This is a genomic window from Nocardia wallacei, assembly GCF_014466955.1.
In the GTDB taxonomy this organism is placed as follows: Bacteria; Actinomycetota; Actinomycetes; order Mycobacteriales; family Mycobacteriaceae; genus Nocardia; species Nocardia wallacei.
Genome location: NZ_AP023396.1, coordinates 2470034 through 2488937, shown reverse-complemented (window position 1 = coordinate 2488937; position 18904 = coordinate 2470034). Strand labels below are relative to the sequence as shown.

Sequence of the window (18904 nt, the reverse complement as noted above, 5' to 3'; positions counted from 1 at the left end):
GCGACGACCGCCGAGCTGGACCCGGACACACCGCCTCGGATCGCACGGAGTTCCTAATCCGTCCGGATCGGCGGCGGGTCGGCCGGAACGGGCGGCCAGGGTAGCGGTGAGAGGTGGGTGGGCCGTCGGGTGAGGTCGTCGTCCCAGTCCACGGTGACGCCCACCCATGCCTTGGGCTCGTCGAACCGCGTGGTGTGGGCGGTGAAACCTGTTCTGCGGTAGGAGATCTCACCGAAGAAGTCGCCGCCGGAGAAATCCGTGGTCGCGCCGGAGAAACGGGCGTCGGCGAACGATACGCTGCCGTGGAATTCGGCGCGACGGAAGTCGACCAGCTCGGTCCCGGCGCGCCGCCAGCGGGGTCTGCCGCCGAGCCGGGCGCCGTCGAAGGAGGTGCGGGCGGCATAGAAGCGGGTGCCCGCGAACGAGACCTGCGCCCCGTCGAAAATGGCGCCGTCGAGCCGGACGCGCGCTCCATCGAAGGTAGCGCCGTCGAAAATCACCGCGTCGGAGCCGAATCGGGCGCCGGAGAAAACGGTCTCCTCGCCGGAGAAGGTCGCGCCGGTGAACCGAACGCGCGGACCACCGAATTCAGCCCCCTCGAAGGACACCCGAGCCCGGAACGTGGCACGGGAGAAGCTTGCCCCGGCGCGGCCGGTTCCGTTGTCCTCGCGGTCGGCGCCGACGAATCGCGCGCCCGCGAACGACACCGTGTCGGCGAAGGTGGCCCCATGGAACGTGACATGCTTACCGCGAAACTCGACATTCTCGAAGTTCGCCGACCGCGCGCCGGTGAAATACGCGCCGCGGAAATGAGTGTGCTTACCCGCGAAGGTCGCGTACCGGAAATCCACGTCTTCCAGCACGGCGTCGTCGAAATTGAAATTGTAGGCGCACCACGGTATTTCGGCCGAGGGCCGCAGATGGGCCACGATCACCGCGACGATCGTCCGGCGTACCTCGCTGTCGTTCTGCCGGATCTGGAAACTCCGCTCGATCTGCGGGCCGGTGTCACTGTCGGCCCCGGCGGCCGTTTCCTTCCGCGACACGAGATGATTCGCGCCGTCGCGCGGGTCGTAAGGTAATCGCAGATATCCGCACAGCACATCGATGCACTGCTGGCGCCGCCCCCGCGCGCTGAACTCGTCCGCGACACCGGCCATGGCGTACACCCCGGCGATCCGCACGGCCACATCCGGATCCCCGAGCTGCTTGGCCGCCGCGCCGAACAGTTCCGCGAAGCGCCCGCGCTCGTTGTCGCGCTGCCGCCGGTACGCGACCACCAATGCCACCGCGCCGCCGACGCCGGCCGTCACCGACAGGGCGATCTTGGTGAGGTCCACCTGATTCGGCGTCTCCGTCTTCGCGCCGAGCAGCAGCCACAGCGCCCACCACGCCGCGCCGGAAATCGCCAGCCCGCCGAGCACCGCCGTCACCACCGACAACAGCAGAGCCGAACGCCGCATCCGCCGCACCAACCGTTGACCTAATCTCCCCCGCCGAGCCATAGCCGCATGGTAGCCGGAAATCGCCGCCCACCGCAGAGTGAGCGACGATTTCCGTTATGCCGCCTAACGTTTCAGGCCACCGCCCGGCGCGCGGCCGCCCGGTTCCCGCGCAGCCCGATTGCCGCCGCCACCAGGCACGCCGCCGCGACCACACCCACGAACCAGGGGAACACCGTCCCCATTCCCCAGGTCGTCGCCGCCCACCCGGCCACGATGGTCGGCAACGCCATCGCCGAATAGGCCAGCAGGTAGTACGCCGACATCGTCTCCCCCCGCTTGTGCTGCGGCACAACATTGGACAGATGCCGCAGCGAGCCGCCGAACCCGAGCCCGAAAGTACCGCCCAGCAACACCCCGGCCACCAAAACGACCGCCCAGTTGTGCGTGGCCAGCGCCGGAATGGTCAGCAACAGGGCCAGAGCCATGCCGGTGTCACCGCCGATGGCCGCGCGCCGCGCCGGGATCCGCGTCGCGAACAACTGCGCCAGCGCACCCGCGGTCGCGGTCGAGGCGACGACCGCCCCGCCGAACACCAGGTTGTGCACACCGGTCTGCTCCGCCGCCAGCGACGGATACAGCGACAGCAGCACGCCCAGCACCGACCAGGCCGCCATCACACCCAGCGCCGAGAACCAGAAGTCGGCCCGGATCTCCTGCGGCACAGCCGGTCTCGCGATCCGAATCGGTCCGGAAACCCGCTTGGTGTGGGTCTCGCGCATCGCCACCACGCCGACCCCGATCAGCAGGCAGAGCACGGTGATCACCACATACGGCGTGCGCAGCGGATGCGGGACGTACTGCGCCAGCAGGGCCGAACCCAGAATCGCCACGGCCATACCGACATTGAACGCCACACCGGTCAGCTGCCCGGACCGCGCGCCGTGCTGGGGCCGCAGATCCAGCAGCGCAGCCGCACCGGACACCACCGTCGCCCCGACCGCGATCCCGTGCAGCGCTCGCGCCACCAGCAACATCGCGACATTGTCGGCCAGCAGGAACACCGCAAGCCCGACGACCATGGTGGCGATGGCGCCCAGCAGCACCGGCTTGCGGCCCACCACGTCGGAGATCTTGCCGGAGACCAGCACCGCGCCCAGCGCGGCGATCGCGTAGACGGCGAACACGATCGTTGTGGTCAACGGGGTGAAATGCCACTCCTTCTGGTACAGGCCGTACAGCGGCGCGGGTGCGCCGGACACTCCGAGCGCGACGCCGCTGGCGACCAGAATCAATGCGTAGGCCCAGGGTTGCGTCGCCCGCTCGACCGGAGGAACAGCCACAGTCGCTGCCATCGCTCCCTCTCCATCAGGTAAGTTTGATTGCGATCGAACTCAACAACCGTAACCGCCGTTCGATTCCCATCAAACCGTCCGTGAGGAAGATCATGACGGAGACCAGACGCGTCGTCGAGGCATTTCCGGTCGCGACGGTGCAGACCGTGCTCGACGCACTGCACGATCCGGTGCGTCTCGAGATGGTGCGCCGACTTGCCAACGCCGGCACCGCGGTTCGTTGCGGCCGGCTCTACGACACGATCAACAAGTCGACCGCGACCCACCACCTGAAGACGCTGCGCCAGGCCGGTCTCACCGAGAAGATCGTGGAGGACGGCCAGACCTACGCCCGGCTGCGCACCGAGGAGGTGGAGCGGGAACTGCCCGGCCTGCTCGACGCGATCGTGGGCGCGGCCAACCGGGCAGAGTCCGAGCGCTAGATGTCACCGCTCGCCGAACTCGCCGACGTGGTCGTGGATCTGCACTCCGACCTCGCTGAATGGCTGGGCTCCGACGCCCCGCCCAAGGTGTTCGACCGCTTCGCCAACGCTCTCGACGACGGCTTCACCTCGGTGGTCACCACCGGCGACGCCATCGACCGCGACGCGCTGCTGGCCGGGGTATGGTCGGCCCGCAACGCCCAGCCCGGCCTGGAGATCGCGATCTCCGAGGTCGCCGAGATCGCCCGCGCCACCAATCTCGTCGTGGTGCGCTTCGCGGCCGAAAACCATTACGCCGGTATCACTTCCAAGCGCCGCGTCACCGCGGTCCTGCGCACCGACGGTCAACTCTACAGCTGGCGCTCGGTGCACGAGACCGCCGTTACCACGCCGGGTCGAACACCGGCCGACGGTCACCCTGCCTGAGCGCCCGCGTGGCCGGACACCCCGTAACCCTCAGCCGCGCACCAGGTTCCGCACGGCGGAGGGGAGATCGCGGGTGCGGCGGTACGGCCCCGCCACCGAGACCGCGAACGGGCGCGACAGCAGGGTGCGGGCCACGGCCGAGACCTCGGCGGTGGTGACCGCGTCGATGCGGGCGAGGGTATCCGACACGCTGCGGTGGTTGCCGTAGCTGAGTTCGCTGCGGCCGATGCGGTTCATGCGGGAACCGGAATCTTCGAGTCCGAGCACCAGACCGCCGCGCAGCGAGCCCTTCGCGCGGGCGCATTCGGCGTCGGTGATGCCGGTGTCGGCGGCCTCCTCCAGCACCTCGCGCGCCAAACCCGCCACCTGACCCAGGTTTTCGGGCTGGCAGCCCAAATACACGGAGAACGCGCCCGTGTCGGCGAAGGTGTCCACGCTGGAGTACACCGAGTACGCCAGGCCGCGCTCCTCCCGGATGCGCTGGAACAGCCGCGAACTGAGCCCGCCGCCGAGCACCGTGTTCAGCACCGACAGCGGCCAGCGCTTGTGTCCCTCGTGCCGCCCGAACGCCCGCACCCCGAACACCAGGTGCGCCTGCTCGCTGTCGCGGTAGATCCGGTGCAGCTGGGGCGGGGTGCGGGGCCGGAAGTGGCCCTCGCGCCGGGGCGCCGGTTCGCGCGCCGGATCGAGCCGCCCGGCGAACGCGCGCCGGATCAGCTCGACCGTGTGCTCGTGCTCCACATTGCCCGCGACCGCGACCACCATCCGGTCCGGCCGGTACCGGCGCAGATGGAAGCCGCGCAACTGCGCCGCGGTCATGCCCTCGATCGATTCGACCGTGCCGATGACCGGCCGTCCCACCGGGTGGTCGCCGAACAGCGCGGTGAGGAACGCGTCGCCGACCATGTCCTCCGGGTCGTCGTCGCGCATCGAGATCTCCTCGAGCACCACCTGCCGCTCGACCGCCACGTCTTCGGGCTTGCACAGCCCGTTGAGCACCACGTCCGACACCAGATCCACCGCCAGCGGCAGGTCCTCGTCCAGCACGTGCGCGTAGTAGCAGGTCTGTTCCTTGGCGGTGAACGCGTTCAGTTCGCCGCCGACCGCGTCCATGGCCTGCGCGATGTCCAGCGCCGACCGGGTCGGGGTCTGCTTGAACAGCAGGTGCTCCAGGAAATGCGCGGCGCCGGCCACCGTGGGCCCCTCGTCGCGCGATCCCACGCCGACCCAGACCCCGACGGAGGCCGACCGCACGCCCGGCACATGTTCGGTCACCACGCGCAGCCCGCCGGGCAGCACGGTCCGCCGCACGCCGGTATCGGCGAGCGGGGCGTCCGTGGGAGCGAGTCGGAGCGAAGAACCCCCCTGCTCGGTGACGAGCAAGGGGGAAGCCGACTTCTTCTTCGTCACACCGAAATGATTACTCGGCACCGGCCTCGACCGCAGCAGTGTTGTCGCTGACGACCGCGTCCGCCGACTCTTCCTCGTCCACCGGAACCAGGGAGATCTTGCCTCGGTTGTCGATGTCGGCGATCTCGACGCGAATCTTGTCGCCGACGTTCACCACGTCCTCGACCTTCGCGACCCGCTTGCCGTTGCCCAGCTTCGAGATGTGCACCAAGCCGTCGCGCCCCGGCAGCAGCGAGACGAACGCGCCGAAGGCGGTGGTCTTGACGACCGTGCCCAGGAACCGCTCGCCCACCTTCGGCATCTGCGGGTTGGCGATCGCGTTGATCTGATCGATCGCCGCCTGCGCCGACGGGCCGTCGGTGGCGCCGACGAACACGGTGCCGTCGTCCTCGATGGAGATGTTGGCGCCGGTGTCCTCGGTGATCTGGTTGATGACCTTGCCCTTGGGACCGATCACCTCGCCGATCTTGTCGACCGGGATCTTGATCGCGGTGACGCGCGGCGCGTACGGGCTCATCTCGTCCGGGGTGGCGATGGCCTCGGCCATCACGTCCAGGATGGTCAGGCGCGCGTCGCGGGCCTGGCTCAGCGCACCGGCCAGCACCTTGGACGGGATGCCGTCCAGCTTGGTGTCCAGCTGCAGCGCGGTGACGAACTCGCGGGTGCCGGCAACCTTGAAGTCCATGTCGCCGAAGGCGTCCTCGGCGCCGAGGATGTCGGTCAGCGCGACGTAGCGGGTCTCCTCCTCGCCCTGGTCGTTGCGCACCGCGTCGGACACCAGGCCCATCGCGATACCGGCCACCGGAGCCTTCAGCGGCACACCGGCGTTCAGCAGCGCCAGCGTCGAGGCGCAGACCGAACCCATCGAGGTGGAACCGTTGGAGCTCAACGCCTCCGACACCTGCCGGATGGCGTACGGGAACTCCTCCTGCGAGGGCAGCACCGGCACCAGCGCACGCTCGGCGAGCGCGCCGTGGCCGATCTCGCGCCGCTTCGGGGAGCCGACGCGGCCGGTCTCACCGGTCGAATACGGCGGGAAGTTGTAGTGGTGCATGTAGCGCTTGGAGGTCTCCGGGCCGAGCGAGTCGACCTGCTGCGCCATCTTCACCATGTCGAGGGTGGTGACGCCCAGGATCTGGGTCTCGCCACGCTCGAACAGCGCCGAACCGTGCGCCCGCGGCACCACGGCCACCTCGGCCGAGAGCGCCCGGATGTCGGCCAGGCCACGGCCGTCGATACGGAAGCCGTCGGACAGGATGCGCTGGCGCACAAGCTTTTTGGTGACCGAGCGGAACGCCGCGCCGATCTCCTTCTCCCGGCCCGCGAAGTCCTCGGCCAGGCTCGACAGCACCGAGAGCTTGATCTCGTCGATCTTCTCCTCGCGCTCCTGCTTGCCCGCGATGGACAGCGCCTCGCTGAGCGGGTTCTTCGCGGTGCCCTCGACGGCGGTGTAGACGTCCGGCTCGTAGGGCGGGAACAGCGGGAAGTCCTCGGTCGGCTTGGCGGCCAGCCGGGCCAGGTCCTGCTGCGCCCGGCACAGGCGGGCGATGAACGGCTTGGCGGCCTCGAGACCCTCGGCGACCACGGCCTCGGTCGGCGCCTGCGCGCCACCCTCGACCAGGCTGATCACGTTCTCGGTGGCCTCGGCCTCGACCATCATGATCGCGACATCGCCGGACTCGACCACACGGCCGGCCACGACCATGTCGAAGACCGCGCCCTCGAGCTGCTCGACGGTCGGGAAGGCGACCCACTGCCCCTCGATCAGCGCGACGCGCACGCCGCCGACCGGACCCGAGAAGGGCAGGCCCGCGATCTGGGTGGACGCCGAGGCCGCGTTGATCGCGACGACGTCGTACAGGTCCTTCGGGTCCAGGCTCATGACCGTCACGACGACCTGGATCTCGTTGCGCAGGCCGTCGACGAACGACGGGCGCAGCGGGCGGTCGATCAGGCGGCAGGTGAGGATCGCGTCGGTGGACGGGCGGCCCTCACGGCGGAAGAACGAGCCCGGGATGCGGCCCGCGGCATACATCCGCTCCTCGACGTCGACCGTCAGCGGGAAGAAATCGAACTGGTCCTTGGGCTGTTTGCCGGCCGAGGTGGCCGACAGCAGCATGGTCTCGTCGTCGAGATAGGCGACGACGGATCCGGCGGCCTGCTTGGCCAGCCGCCCGGTCTCGAACCGGACGGTGCGGGTGCCGTAGCTGCCGTTGTCGATCAGGGCCACCGATTCGAACACACCGGGTTCGACCTCGACGGCGGAGCTGGTCACAGTGTCCGACATATTTCTTTTCTCAACCTCTCGTCTCGCCGGATCCAGCGCAGGGTATGCGCGATCCAGCTGTCGTCAGCCGTACCCGGCTCGGGCGCGCATCGTGCGCGCACACCCGGTCGATTCCCCTTGGAAGCGGCGACGCGGAGGCGGTCATCGATCGAAGCTCTCCGGGCTGTCGTGCCGAAAAGCCACTACCGAAGACCGACGCCACGCGACGGGTGCGTACGGCTGTGTCGTCGTCGTGCCGGTGGCCGAGTGGCCCCCACACACGACAAGCCGACGGGGAGATTCTAAGCCTCCCCGTCGGCTGCCTTGCGAACTGCCTGTGCAGAACGTGTGTCGCGACCCTCAGCGACGCAGTCCGAGCCGCTCGATCAGGGCACGGTAGCGCTCGATGTCCTTGTCCTGCAGGTACTTCGACAGGCGCTTGCGACGGCCGATGAGCTGCATCAGACCGTGGCGGGTGTGGTGATCGTGCTTGTGCTTCTTGAGGTGCTCGGTGATGTCGGAGATGCGCTTGGTCAGCAGCGCGATCTGCGCCTCCGGCGAACCGGTGTCCTTCTCGTGCACCCCGTAGTCGGCGAGGATCGCCTTCTTCTGCTCGGTGGTCAGCGCCACGAATTCACTCCTGTTGTTCCAGTCCGCGCTCGAAGTACCGGGAAGCCCCCGGGCGGGCGCCGCCGCGGACCGCAGCAAACCCGACATGCCAGCCTACCGGACCGGTGGGCGGCGGAAGGAACCGGCTCTTACTCCCCGTCGGCGGCGGCGAGGATCTCGCGGGTCTTGTCCACGTCGCGGCCGATCGCGGCGACCAGGTCGGCCACGGAACCGAATTTGCTCTGGCCGCGGACGTGGTCGACGAAATCCACCGCGACGTGCTGGCCGTACAGGTCGACATCGGTGTCGAGCACGTAGGCCTCGACGGTGCGGGTGCGGCCGGAGAAGGTCGGGTTGGTGCCGACCGAGATGGCGGCCATCGCGCGTTTGCCGGGCAGCGTGGTGCCGACCGTCTTGCCGGGACTGAGCACGGTGAACCAGCCCGCGTACACGCCGTCGGCGGGGATCGCCGCGTGCATCGGTGGCGCCACGTTGGCGGTCGGGAAGCCCAGTTCGCGGCCGCGCCCGTCGCCGTGCACGACGACGCCCTCGACCCGGTGCGGGCGGCCCAGCGCGTCGGCGGCCGCGGCCATGTCCCCGGCGTCGACGCAGGCGCGAATATAGGTGGAGGAGAACGTGACCGCGTGCTCGCCGACCAGCCGCACCCCGTCCACCTCGAACCCGAAGCGGCCGCCCAGTTCGCGCATCGTCTGGACGGTGCCGGCGGCCTTCTTGCCGAAGGTGAAGTTGTCGCCGATCACGACCTCCGTCACGTGCAGCTTCTCGACCAGCAGGTCGTGCACGTAGCGCGCCGGGGTCAGCTTCATGAAATCCTGGGTGAACGGCATGACGAGGAAGACGTCGATACCGAGTTCCTCGACCAGATCCGCCCGCCGGGTCAGCGTGGACAACTGCGCGGGATGCGAACCGGGACGCACCACCTCCATCGGGTGCGGGTCGAAGGTCATCAGAACCGAGGGCACACCGCGCACGGCGGCGGATTTGACGGCACGGCTGATCAGCTGGGCGTGCCCGCGATGCACACCGTCGAACACTCCGATCGTGAGCACGCATCGGCCCCAGTCCGGGGGCATGTCCTCGAGACTTCGCCATCTCTGCACACCCGGCAGCCTACGCAAGCCGGGCCACGGGCGGCATCCGGCGGTGCGCTTGCTCACAGCGACGTGGCGCGCGCGTTCGCGGCCGGTCCCGGCCGCTGCCTGCCCCGGTCCCGTCGTTCCCCCGGCTAAGCTCGGAAACGTGCCCGGAAAACGAGACATCGCCACCCGCCGCGAGCTGGCCGATCCCTCCGCGACACAGGAATCGCACGCCGGCGTGGCGCAACCGGCCGATCGCCGGGCCGGTGCCGAGGCCAACCTGGCGCCGGTGCTGTCCTCCGTCGCCCAGGACTACCTGAAGGTGATCTGGACCGCGCAGGAATGGTCGCAGGAGAAGGTGTCGACGAAGCTGCTCGCCGAACGCATCGGCGTCTCGGCGTCGACGGTGTCGGAGGCCGTGCGCAAACTCGCCGATCAGGGCCTGGTCGAGCACGCCCGGTACGGGTCGATCACCCTCACCGAGGAGGGCCGCCGGGCGGCCGTGGCGATGGTGCGCAGGCACCGCCTGCTGGAGACGTTCCTGGTCAACGAACTCGGCTACGGCTGGGACGAGGTGCACGACGAGGCCGAGGTGCTCGAGCACGCCGTCACCGAGACGCTGATGGCCCGCATCGACGCCAAACTGGGCCACCCCGACCGCGATCCGCACGGCGATCCGATCCCGTCGGCCGACGGCGCGGTGCCCACCCCGCTCGCCCGCCAGCTCAGCCACTTCCAGGCCGGCGAATCCGGCCGCGTCGCAAGGATTTCCGACTTCGACCCGGCCATGCTCCGCTACTTCGACTCGGTCGGCATCGCCCTGGACACCCCGATCACGGTGGTGGAGCGCCGCGACTTCGCCGGTACCATCGCCATCCGCATCGGCGACCACACCCTGGACCTGGGCAGCCCGGCGGCGGAAGCCATCTGGCTCACGCACTGATCCACGCTAGCCCAGCACCACCTCGGCGAAACGGGCCAGCGCCAGGACCAGGTCGTCGGAGTGGCGGGGGCCCACGATCTGGAGGCCGACCGGCAGGCCCGCCTTCGTGGTGCCCACGGGGATGCTGATGGCGGGTTGCTGGGTCATGTTGAAGGGGTAGGTGAAGGGGGTCCACTGCGGCCAGCTGCGCAGGCCGCTGCCGGGCGGCACGTCGTGGCCCGCCTCGAATGCCGGGATCGGCACGGTCGGGGTGATCAGCACGTCGTAGGCGGTGTGGAAGGCGCCCATCACGATGCCGACCTCGGCCGCCACCGCGCGGGCGTCGAGATAGGCCACCGCGTCCAGCCGCGCGCCCCGATCCCAGACCTCGCCCAGGCCCGGGTCCACGCGCTCGCGGCTGCCCGCCGAGAACTTCGACAGCATCGTCGCCGCGCCCGCGGCCCACAGGTCCTCGAACGCCGCCAGCGGATCGCTGAAGCCCGGATCCGCTTGCGTCACATGCAATCCGGCCGCCTCCAGCTGCCGCACCGCCTCGCCCACCACCGCCGCCACCTCCGGGTCGACGTCGACGTAGCCGAGCGTCTCCGAATAGGCGGCCGTCGCCCCGCGCACATCGCGCTGCAGCTCGCCGCGGAAGGTCGACAGCGTGGGCGCCAGCGCCGTGGGGTCGCGCGGGTCCGGCAGCGAGAGGATGTCCATCAGCAGGGCCGCGTCCTCGACCGTGCGGGTCATCGGCCCGGCGTGCGCCAGCGGCCCGAACGGGCTGGCCGGGTACAGCGGAATCCGCCCGTGCGTCGGCTTGAATCCGACAATGCCGCAGAACGACGCCGGAATACGTACGCTCCCACCGCCATCGGTGCCCACCGACACCGGGCCCATCCCGGCTGCCACCGCCGCGGCACTACCCCCTGAGGAACCACCGCACGTCTTCGACGGGTCGGCCGGGTTGCGGGTGATACCGGTCAGCGGGCTGTCGGTGGTGGCCTTCCAGGCCAGTTCCGGGGTGGTCGTCTTGCCCAGGAACACCATGCCGTCCTCGCGCAGCCGGGCGGTGACCGGACTGTCGAGCGGCCACGGCACATCGGGCTCGATGGAGGTGGAGCCGCGGCGGGTGGGCCACCCCTCGGTGAGGAAGATGTCCTTGATCGAGATCGGCACCCCGTCCAGCAACCCCTGCACGTGCCCGGAGTGCCAGCGCGCCTCGGACTCCTTGGCCTGCATGAGGGCTCGCTCGGCATCGATCAGGCAGAAGGCGTTCAGCTCGCCGTCGCGCTCGGCGATCGCGCCGAGTACCGCCTCGGTCGCCTCCACCGGTGACAGGGCACCCGCAGAGTAGGCGGTGATCAGCTCGACCGCTGTCATCGCGGCCGGCTCGGTGGGGATATCGATATCGGGGTGGGCCATGGCTGACTCCCTTTCAGCTGGGGACGTATCCCAGCCTTTTGTCGACCACATTCTCCAGCGGCCGGCCGTCGATCCACTTCCGGAAGTTCTCGGCGAACGCGGTCACGATGTCGCGGCGCCATCCGAGGACATCACCGGAGTTGTGGGGGGTGAGTTGGACGTTGGGCAGATCCCACAGCGCGTGCCCCACAGGCAGCGGCTCGGGATCGACGACATCGAGCGCCGCGCCCGCGATGCTGCCGTTGCGCAGCGCGGCGACGAGATCGTCTGTCACTACTAGTTCCCCACGACCGACGTTGATGAAACGAGCGTGCGGCTTCATCGCGGCGAACGCCCGCGCGTCGAACATGTGCCGGGTCTGCGGAGTGAGCGGCGCGACGGCGACGACGTAGTCCGCCGCGGGCAGTTCGGCGTGCAGATCGGTGCCGACGCTGCCGAAGTCGGGGTCGTCGGAGTAGGCGCGCCGCCCCAGACCTCGCACGTCCATGCCGACGCAGCGCAGCATGCGGGCGATGGCCCGGCCGATGGACCCGGTGCCGACGACGAGTACGGTGGCGCCGGACAATCGCTCGGATTCCCGGTGACGCCAGTCGTGCCGCTGCTGCAGCCGCCACGACTCGGGCAGGTCCTTGGCGAAGTTGAGGATCTGCGCGAGCACGTATTCGGCGATCGGCACGTCGAAGATGCCGCGGGTGTTGGTGACGACGACGTCGCTGCCGATCAGCCCGTCGAACATCACCGAGTCGACCCCCGTGGCGCCGACGTGCACCCAGCGCAGCCGGTCCGCCGACGGCCAGGCCCCGGGGACGGCTGTACTGGTGAAGTCGTATACGAACAACACGTCGGCACCATGCAGCGCACCGGCGAGACCGTCGGAGTCGGTGTAGCGGACCGTGGCCCGCTCGGACACCGGACGCATGAGTCCCGCATCGGGCCTGGTGCCATCGTGAAGAACGGTGACTATTTGGCCCTCAACCACATTGACAGGCTAGAAAGACATCGTATGATTGTCAACAATCCGATCGTGTGCGGAGGAATACCCAGCTGAACGCGAGAGGGGCCCTCGTAGTGGAACTCAATTTTCCCGACATCGACGGCCCGGTCGCGCAGCGAGGTATCGGCATCATCGCACCGTTCGATCTCGCGCTCGAGCGGGAGCTGTGGCGGTGGGCGCCGCTCGAGGTGAGCCTGCACCTGGCGCGCACGCCCTACGAGCCGGTGCCGGTGTCGGTGGCGATGGCCGAGCTGGTGTCGAACGCGGCGCACCTCACCGCGGCCACCCGCAACGTGCTGCACGTCGAGCCGGAAGTCATTGCCTACCTGTGTACTTCGGGCAGTTTCATCAAGGGCCTGGAATACGAGCAGTCGCTGCGCGACACCATCTGCGCGGCCGGCGCCCGGGACGCGGTCACCACCTCCGGCGCGCTGATCGAGGCGATCCGCAAGCTGGAACTCACCCGGATCTCGGTCATCACCCCGTACGACGAGATCCTCACCCGCAAGCTGCACGAGTTCCTCGGCGAGGCCGGTTGCGAGGTCGTCCGCTCCGATCATCTCGGGCTCGGTGGCGGCATCTGGAAGGTCAGCTACCGCACCATCGCCGAGCGCATCATCAACGCCGACGACCCGGCGGCCGAGGCGATCTTCGTCAGCTGTACCAACCTGCCCACCTACGACCTCGTGGAACCACTCGAACAGGCTCTCGGCAAACCGGTGCTCACCGCCAATCAGCTCACCATGTGGGCATGCCTGGGCCGCATGAAACTGCCCATGATGGGGCCCGGCAAGTGGCTCCAGGACGTCTTCTAGGGGAATCACCATGCAGACACCCACCATCGGCTTCATCTACCCCGACCACGCCGCCGAGGACGACTACCCCCGGGCCGCCGAGATGCTGGGCGCGGACCTGCGCGTCGTGCACATCTACGGCACGGATCTGCACGCGGTGCCCGAACTGCTCGACCTGGGCAGCCCGGAGCGGCTGCGCGCGGGGGCGGAGCTGCTGGCGCCGGCGCGGCCGGACGCGGTGGTGTGGGCCTGCACCTCGGGGAGCTTCGTCTACGGGCCGCGAGGCGCGCGGGAGCAGGTGCGCGGGTTGCGCGAGGCGGCCGGGGCGCCCGCGTCGAGTACCAGCTTCGCCTTCGTCAATGCCGCACGCGCACTGGACATCTCGTCGGTCGCGGTGTGCGCCAGCTACCCCGACGACGTCGCCCGCCTGTTCGTCGATTTTCTGGGCGCGGAGGGCATCGACGTGGTATCCATGTCCAGCGCGGGCATCGACACCGCCGCCGAGGTGGGCACCCTGGAGGCCGAACAGGTCGTGAAACTCGCTGTGGCCAACGATCATCCACGCGCGCAGGCGCTGCTGATCCCCGACACCGCCATGCACACCGTGGCGGTGCTGCCGGAGCTGGAGGCCACGCTCGGCAAACCGGTGCTGACCGCCAACCAGGTGACGATCTGGGAGGGTATCCGGCTCGCGGGATATTCGCCGGGGAGCGAACCGGTCGCACCGCAACTCGGTAAGCTGTTCTCGGAAAGGCTCATTCATGTCGGTCATTGAATTCGAGCCGGTGAACCGGCAGTCCACGGCGGAGATGATCGCCGACCGGCTCCGGGTGGCGATCATGCGCGGCACGCTCGCACCCGGCGCGCAACTGGTCGAGGCCGATCTCGCCACGCAGTTCGACGTGTCCCGCGGCCCGGTGCGCGAGGCGATGCAGCGGCTGGTGTCGGAGGGCCTGCTGCACAGCATCCGGCACCGGGGCATCTTCGTCATCGAACTGACCCTCGACGACGTGCTCGACGTGTACCGCGCCCGCACCGCCATCGAGGGCGGCGCGCTGGAGCTGATCTTCGAGGGCCGCCGCGAGATCGCCTACGCCGCACTCGAACCCAGCGTCCTGGCCATGCGCGCCTGCGCCGAGCGCGGTGACGCCGCCGGTGTCTCCGACGCCGACCAGGCCTTCCACGAGGCCCTGGTCGCCAGCGCCGACAGCCCCCGCCTGGCACACGCGGCCCGCACCCTGTTCATCGAGACCCGAATGTGCCTGGGCGCCTTGGAAACCACCTATCCCGACGTGCTCGAGCAGATCCAGGAACACACCGACCTGCGCGAGGCCATCGGCTCCGGCGCCCCCGCCCGCGCCCGCAAACTTCTCGTCGACCACATGCACGACGCGGTGGAGCGCCTGCGGATTTCCTTCGCCGCGGCCACGCCCACGGCGCAGGAGACAGCCACGTAGCCCTGGCCCGCCACCGACGGGGCCGAGGGGAACGCGAAAGACGGTGCGATGCGGGCTCAGTCGATCAGACCGCGGGGGCGGATGACGAAGACCGGGGAGCAGCGTTTGCCCTTCTCCTCGAGCAGGGCGATGGCGCGGCCGTCCTCGGTGAGGGCCGCGTGGGTGCCCGTGATGCCGATCGGGTCCAGCCAGCGGCCGTCGCGCAGCGCGACTTCCTCGTCGGCGGTGATGGTGCGGGACGGGAAGGCCAGGCGCGCAGCGGAATCGAGGTCCAGGCTCAAGGCGGGGTCGTCGGCCAGCCGGGCCAGGGTGCGGGCGTGGTCGAGGGTGAAGGGGCCGACGCGGGTGCGGCGCAGGGCGGTGAGGTGGCCGCCGACGCCGAGTGCCGCGCCGAGATCGCGGGCCAGGGCACGGATGTAGGTACCCGACGAGCAGTCGACCTCGACCTCCAGATCCACGAACGTCGTCGCGCCGGTGTCGATATCGCGGCGCACCAGGACGTCGAAGCGGCTCACGGTGACCGGGCGGGCGGCCAGTCGCACCTGCTCACCCGCCCGGGCGCGGGCATAGGCACGCTCACCGTCGACCTTGATCGCGCTCACCGTGGCGGGCACCTGCTGGATGTCACCGGTCAGTTCGGCTGTGCCGGAGGCTATCTCGGCGTCGCTGAGATGCCCGGCGGGCGTGGTGGCGACGGTCTCGCCCTCGGCGTCGTCGGTGACCGTCGACTGCCCGAGCCGGATGGTCGCGGCGTAGGACTTGGTGGTGAGGCTGAGCAGGCCCAGCATCTTGGTCGCCCGCTCCACCCCGAGCACGAGCACGCCGGTCGCCATCGGGTCGAGGGTGCCCGCGTGCCCGATCTTGCGGGTGCGCAGCAGTTTCCGGCAGCGCGCCACCACGTCGTGACTGGTCATGCCGCCGTCCTTGTCGACGATCAGCAGGCCGCCGAGCGCGTTCACCAGCGGGGTGCGCTGATCGCTCATCAGCCCGCCGCGATCGCGGTCAGGATCAGCCCGTCGGCGATCAGCCAGCGTCCGTCGAACGAGATCAGCGGCGCGCCACCGTCATTGGTCTGGCCGGGCACCAGCAGCTTGCTGTGGAAGGTGCCCGCGCTGCCCGTGTCGTCGATGGTGAAGGTGATGTGGGCGTCCTCGAAACCGAGCCACCGCAGTGTCAGTGGGAACCACGCCTTGTAGGTGGCCTCCTTGGCGCAGAACAGCAGCCGGTCCAGGTGCAGGCCGGTGGCCGGGATCGCGCCTTTGAGCCAATCCCGCTCGGGCTGCAGGCTCACCGAGTCCAGCACGCCCTCGGGCAGGGTGTCGTGCGGCTCGGCGTCGATGCCCACCGACCGCCAGCGCAGCCGATGCGCCAGAGCCGCGGCCCGATAGCCGTCGCAGTGGGTGAGGCTGCCGACCACGCCGGTCGGGAACAGCGGCATGCCGCGCTCCCCCTTGCCGATCGCCACCTGCGGCTCACCCAGCTGGGCCAGGGCCTGCCGCGCGCAGTACCGCGCGCCGATGAAGTCGCGGCGCCGCTTCTCCACCGACTTCGCGATCAGATGCTCCTCACCGGGATGCGGCTTCAATTCCTCCGGATACCGGACCAGTTCGGCCGCGGCCACCCCATCGGGAAGAATCCTGCCGATGATGCTCGCCCGCTCCTCGATGACCGCCTCCTGACTCGACATTCACGACCTCACGAGATTAGCCGAGGACGCGGACCGGCTCCCGGGTGAGTCGAGGGGTCGGCACCACCGGCACCCCGGCTCAGGCCAGGCCGCGGCGCCGATCCGCGACGCGGCGCATTTCCGCCGCCGCGGCCTGCATGGCTGGGGTGATCTTGAAGTGGCCGCCCCACTCGTTCAGGTCGTCCGGCCCGTACTCCGGGGCGGGCAGGATCTGGCGCAGCAGTTTGTCGGGCAGCCCGCGGCGCTGCCACTCGCGCGGATAGCCCAGCGAGACCTCCTCGTGGCGGACGCCGTCGTAGAAGGTGGTGCGCGGAATGTGCAGGTGGCCGTAGACGGAGCAGACCACGTTGTAGCGGACGTGCCAATCCGCGGTCAGTTCCGTGCCGCACCACAGCGAGAACTCGGGATAGAACAGCATCCGGGTGGGCTCGCGGTTGAGCGGGAAGTGATTGATCAGCACCACGGGGGTGTCGGTGCCCAGGTCGTCGAGGCGGCGGCGGGTGTACTGCACGCGAGCGTGACACCAGGCGTCGCGGGTCACGTACGGGTCGGGTGAGAGCAGGAATTCGTCGGTGGCGACGACATTGCGGTCGCGGGCCAGCGCCATCGCCTCGGCCTTGGTGGTCGTACCGGCGGGCCGCCACGAGTAGTCGTAGAGCACGAACAGCGGCGCCAGCGTCACGGCGCCGCCGTACTGTTCGGCGCCCGCGCCCTCCCACACCGGGAACGGATCCTCCGGCGTCAGCACGTCCAGATCCCGGCACAGCGACACCAGGTAGTCGTATCGGGCGGCGCCGTGCATCTGCACGGGATCCTTTGTGGTGGTCCACAATTCGTGGTTGCCCGGCACCCAGATCACTTTCGCGAAACGCTTGCGCAGCAGGTCGAGGGCCCAGCGGATGTCGTCGGTCTTCTCCGCCACGTCGCCCGCGACGATCAGCCAGTCCTCGGGTGAATCGGCCCTGATCTCCTCGACGACGGGCTTGTTGCCCTGGTGCCCGACATGGATATCGCTCACGGCCATCAGCTTCGGATTCACCCGGCACCCACCTCCTACTCTCCTGCCGCGCCTGCATGCGGCAACCGCGACGGTCCGTTCCACATTCCCATGCCCGGCGATCCCGATCCCGCCGGGGCCGGTTGTGGCGTTACGAGAGGACTACCCCGCCTCGCCCGGAATCTCCGCGCCGACCCGAGCCCAGCGGCCCGACCAGGCCCGCACGCTCACCGCCACCAGCCGCAGCACGATGAAGGCGGCCAGACCGCTCCAGATCCCGGCGATACCCCAGTCGAAGGCCAGCGACAGCCAGATGACCGGCAGGAAGCCGACCAGGGCCGCGCCCATGGTGGTGTTGCGCAGGTAGGCGGCATCGCCCGCGCCGAGCAGCACGCCGTCGAGCGCGAACACCACACCGACCACGGGAATGAGGGCCACGAAGAACCACCAGACGACATGCGTCCGGTCGAGCACCGCCGGATCGCTGGTGAACAGCCGCGGCACCACCTCGAATCCGGCGGCGAAGCACACCGCCAGCGCGACCGCGAACAGCGTGGACCAGATGGTGATCCGTCCGGCGAGCCGCTGCGCCCCGCGCGCGTTCCCCGCTCCGAGCGCCGCGCCCGTCAACGTCTGGGCCGCGATGGCGAGTGAATCCAGAGTGAGCGCGATGAAGTTCCACAGCTGCAGCACCAGTTGATGGGCCGCCACCGAGGCCGCCCCGAACCGCGACGCCACCGCACCCGCCGAGACGAAGCACGCCTGGAAGGCCAGGCTGCGGACGATCAGGTCGCGGCCGAGCACCAATTGCGCCCGCATGATCGCCGGGCGCGGCGCGGGCGAGATCCGGTCGGGGTGGCCCGGCGGCAGCAGGCAACGCCGCCCGAGCGCGCCCAGGAACATCGCGGCCGCCACGACCTGCCCGATCACATTGGCGACGGCCGAACCCTCCAACCCCAGCCGCGGCGCCCCGAGCAGCCCGTGCACCAGCAGCGGGCACAGCACGGCCGATACGACGAGTCCCGCGATCACATACGCCAGCGGCCGCCTGGTCTGCTGCACGCCGCGCAGCCAGCCGTTGCCGGCCATGGTGAGCAGGATCAGCGGCACCCCGAACAGCGCGATCCGCAGCCACCCCAGCGCCGCGTCGGCGATGTCGTGCCCGCCCGCGATCAGCTCGGTGACCGGCCCCGCGAACGCTTGCAGCACAACGAGAATCAGCACACCGATCCCGATCGCCGTCCAGCTGGCCTGTACGCCCTCCTCGACCGCGCCCCGCCGATCCCCCGCTCCGAACCGCCGGGCGGATCGCGCGGTGGTGCCGTAGGTCAGAAATGTCAGCTGCGTGCTGACCTGCCCCAGGATCAGCCCGCCCACCGCCAGCCCGGCCAGCGCGAGCGCCCCCAGCCGCCCGACCACCGCCATATCCCACAGCAGATAGATCGGTTCCGCGACGAGCACGCCCAATGTCGGCACCGCGATCCCGAGAATCCGCCGCGGCCCCGCCTCGGACGGATCCTCGGCCATCGCCTCGACCGGCTCACTCCCCTGCCGCGCGGTCATGGCCGCCCAGCCCCACGGTCCTCCGGCCCATTGCCGCG

18 protein-coding genes are annotated in these 18904 nt (G+C 69.6%); 6 read left to right on the top strand and 12 right to left on the bottom strand.

Annotated features, from left to right (window positions below; all coding sequences use genetic code 11):
• Positions 1-53 precede the first annotated feature (53 nt).
• Both NWFMUON74_RS11290 and NWFMUON74_RS11285 read right to left on the bottom strand, forming a co-directional pair.
• The gene (locus NWFMUON74_RS11290; protein ID WP_232110963.1) at positions 54-1463 is read right to left on the bottom strand and encodes a pentapeptide repeat-containing protein; all 1410 of its coding nucleotides are present in this window, start codon (positions 1461-1463) and stop codon (positions 54-56) included.
• A 113-nt stretch (positions 1464-1576) separates the two neighbouring features.
• Positions 1577-2797, bottom strand: a complete 1221-nt coding sequence (locus NWFMUON74_RS11285; RefSeq protein WP_187687762.1) for an MFS transporter — start codon at positions 2795-2797, stop codon at positions 1577-1579.
• A 92-nt stretch (positions 2798-2889) separates the two neighbouring features.
• Between NWFMUON74_RS11285 and NWFMUON74_RS11280 the strand changes: the two genes are divergently transcribed.
• Together NWFMUON74_RS11280 and NWFMUON74_RS11275 are read left to right on the top strand one after the other, a co-directional pair.
• Complete coding sequence (locus tag NWFMUON74_RS11280) at positions 2890-3219, top strand: ArsR/SmtB family transcription factor (protein WP_187687761.1); 330 nt, start codon at positions 2890-2892, stop codon at positions 3217-3219.
• Positions 3220-3645, top strand: a complete 426-nt coding sequence (locus NWFMUON74_RS11275; protein ID WP_187687760.1) for a hypothetical protein — start codon at positions 3220-3222, stop codon at positions 3643-3645.
• Positions 3646-3675: 30 nt separating this feature from the next.
• Here NWFMUON74_RS11275 and NWFMUON74_RS11270 read toward each other — a convergent pair whose 3' ends face one another.
• The 4 genes from NWFMUON74_RS11270 to NWFMUON74_RS11255 form a co-directional block, all read right to left on the bottom strand.
• Positions 3676-4956, bottom strand: coding sequence for a M16 family metallopeptidase (locus tag NWFMUON74_RS11270; RefSeq protein ID WP_232111148.1), 1281 nt, complete (start codon positions 4954-4956; stop codon positions 3676-3678).
• A gap of 109 nt (positions 4957-5065) precedes the next feature.
• Positions 5066-7342, bottom strand: a complete 2277-nt coding sequence (locus NWFMUON74_RS11265; protein WP_187687758.1) for a polyribonucleotide nucleotidyltransferase — start codon at positions 7340-7342, stop codon at positions 5066-5068.
• A gap of 339 nt (positions 7343-7681) precedes the next feature.
• Positions 7682-7951: a 30S ribosomal protein S15 gene (gene rpsO, locus NWFMUON74_RS11260; protein WP_187687757.1), complete on the bottom strand. Its 270-nt coding sequence runs from the start codon at positions 7949-7951 to the stop codon at positions 7682-7684.
• A gap of 128 nt (positions 7952-8079) precedes the next feature.
• Complete coding sequence (locus tag NWFMUON74_RS11255) at positions 8080-9051, bottom strand: bifunctional riboflavin kinase/FAD synthetase (protein WP_187687756.1); 972 nt, start codon at positions 9049-9051, stop codon at positions 8080-8082.
• A gap of 256 nt (positions 9052-9307) precedes the next feature.
• Here NWFMUON74_RS11255 and NWFMUON74_RS11250 point away from each other — a divergent pair, with 256 nt between their 5' ends.
• Positions 9308-9970: a metal-dependent transcriptional regulator gene (locus tag NWFMUON74_RS11250; RefSeq protein WP_232111147.1), complete on the top strand. Its 663-nt coding sequence runs from the start codon at positions 9308-9310 to the stop codon at positions 9968-9970.
• 6 nt (positions 9971-9976) lie between these two features.
• Here NWFMUON74_RS11250 and NWFMUON74_RS11245 read toward each other — a convergent pair whose 3' ends face one another.
• Positions 9977-11359, bottom strand: a complete 1383-nt coding sequence (locus NWFMUON74_RS11245) for an amidase (protein WP_197987050.1) — start codon at positions 11357-11359, stop codon at positions 9977-9979.
• Positions 11360-11387: 28 nt separating this feature from the next.
• Positions 11388-12293, bottom strand: a complete 906-nt coding sequence (locus NWFMUON74_RS11240; protein WP_187687754.1) for a D-2-hydroxyacid dehydrogenase — start codon at positions 12291-12293, stop codon at positions 11388-11390.
• A 149-nt stretch (positions 12294-12442) separates the two neighbouring features.
• On the opposite strand from NWFMUON74_RS11240, the gene NWFMUON74_RS11235 reads away from it, so the two are divergent.
• From NWFMUON74_RS11235 to NWFMUON74_RS11225, 3 genes are read left to right on the top strand one after another with little or no spacing between them, the layout of a single operon-like run.
• Positions 12443-13183 carry a maleate cis-trans isomerase family protein gene (locus NWFMUON74_RS11235; protein ID WP_187687753.1) on the top strand — a complete coding sequence of 247 codons (741 nt, stop codon included), beginning with the start codon at positions 12443-12445 and terminating at the stop codon, positions 13181-13183.
• A gap of 4 nt (positions 13184-13187) precedes the next feature.
• Positions 13188-13937, top strand: a complete 750-nt coding sequence (locus NWFMUON74_RS11230; RefSeq protein WP_187689081.1) for a maleate cis-trans isomerase family protein — start codon at positions 13188-13190, stop codon at positions 13935-13937.
• Entirely contained in the window at positions 13924-14619 is a 696-nt protein-coding gene (locus NWFMUON74_RS11225; RefSeq protein WP_187687752.1) for a GntR family transcriptional regulator, read from the top strand. The genes NWFMUON74_RS11230 and NWFMUON74_RS11225 overlap by 14 nt, the downstream gene beginning before the upstream one ends.
• Before the next feature lie 56 nt (positions 14620-14675).
• Here NWFMUON74_RS11225 and truB read toward each other — a convergent pair whose 3' ends face one another.
• The 4 genes from truB to NWFMUON74_RS11205 form a co-directional block, all read right to left on the bottom strand.
• On the bottom strand, positions 14676-15602 hold the full coding sequence (gene truB, locus NWFMUON74_RS11220; protein ID WP_187687751.1) for a tRNA pseudouridine(55) synthase TruB: 927 nt from the start codon (positions 15600-15602) through the stop codon (positions 14676-14678).
• Positions 15602-16267 carry a 4'-phosphopantetheinyl transferase Npt gene (gene npt, locus NWFMUON74_RS11215; protein ID WP_269475348.1) on the bottom strand — a complete coding sequence of 222 codons (666 nt, stop codon included), beginning with the start codon at positions 16265-16267 and terminating at the stop codon, positions 15602-15604. Before npt ends, truB begins: the two co-directional genes overlap by 1 nt.
• 118 nt (positions 16268-16385) lie before the next feature.
• On the bottom strand, positions 16386-17345 hold the full coding sequence (locus NWFMUON74_RS11210; RefSeq protein ID WP_187687749.1) for a metallophosphoesterase family protein: 960 nt from the start codon (positions 17343-17345) through the stop codon (positions 16386-16388).
• Positions 17346-17465: 120 nt separating this feature from the next.
• Positions 17466-18830: an MATE family efflux transporter gene (locus NWFMUON74_RS11205; protein ID WP_187689080.1), complete on the bottom strand. Its 1365-nt coding sequence runs from the start codon at positions 18828-18830 to the stop codon at positions 17466-17468.
• Positions 18831-18904 lie beyond the last annotated feature (74 nt).

What these genes read in the sequence shown, in the direction of transcription:
- NWFMUON74_RS11290 (WP_232110963.1), bottom strand. Translation starts at nt 1,463, where the DNA reads ATGCGGCGTTCGGCTCTGCTGTTGTCGGTGGTGACGGCGGTGCTCGGC.
- truB (WP_187687751.1), bottom strand. Translation starts at nt 15,602, where the DNA reads ATGAGCGATCAGCGCACCCCGCTGGTGAACGCGCTCGGCGGCCTGCTG.
- NWFMUON74_RS11265 (WP_187687758.1), bottom strand. Translation starts at nt 7,342, where the DNA reads ATGTCGGACACTGTGACCAGCTCCGCCGTCGAGGTCGAACCCGGTGTG.
- NWFMUON74_RS11285 (WP_187687762.1), bottom strand. Translation starts at nt 2,797, where the DNA reads ATGGCAGCGACTGTGGCTGTTCCTCCGGTCGAGCGGGCGACGCAACCC.
- NWFMUON74_RS11240 (WP_187687754.1), bottom strand. Translation starts at nt 12,293, where the DNA reads ATGCGTCCGGTGTCCGAGCGGGCCACGGTCCGCTACACCGACTCCGAC.
- NWFMUON74_RS11225 (WP_187687752.1), top strand. Translation starts at nt 13,924, where the DNA reads ATGTCGGTCATTGAATTCGAGCCGGTGAACCGGCAGTCCACGGCGGAG.
- NWFMUON74_RS11280 (WP_187687761.1), top strand. Translation starts at nt 2,890, where the DNA reads ATGACGGAGACCAGACGCGTCGTCGAGGCATTTCCGGTCGCGACGGTG.
- NWFMUON74_RS11275 (WP_187687760.1), top strand. Translation starts at nt 3,220, where the DNA reads ATGTCACCGCTCGCCGAACTCGCCGACGTGGTCGTGGATCTGCACTCC.
- NWFMUON74_RS11205 (WP_187689080.1), bottom strand. Translation starts at nt 18,830, where the DNA reads ATGGCCGAGGATCCGTCCGAGGCGGGGCCGCGGCGGATTCTCGGGATC.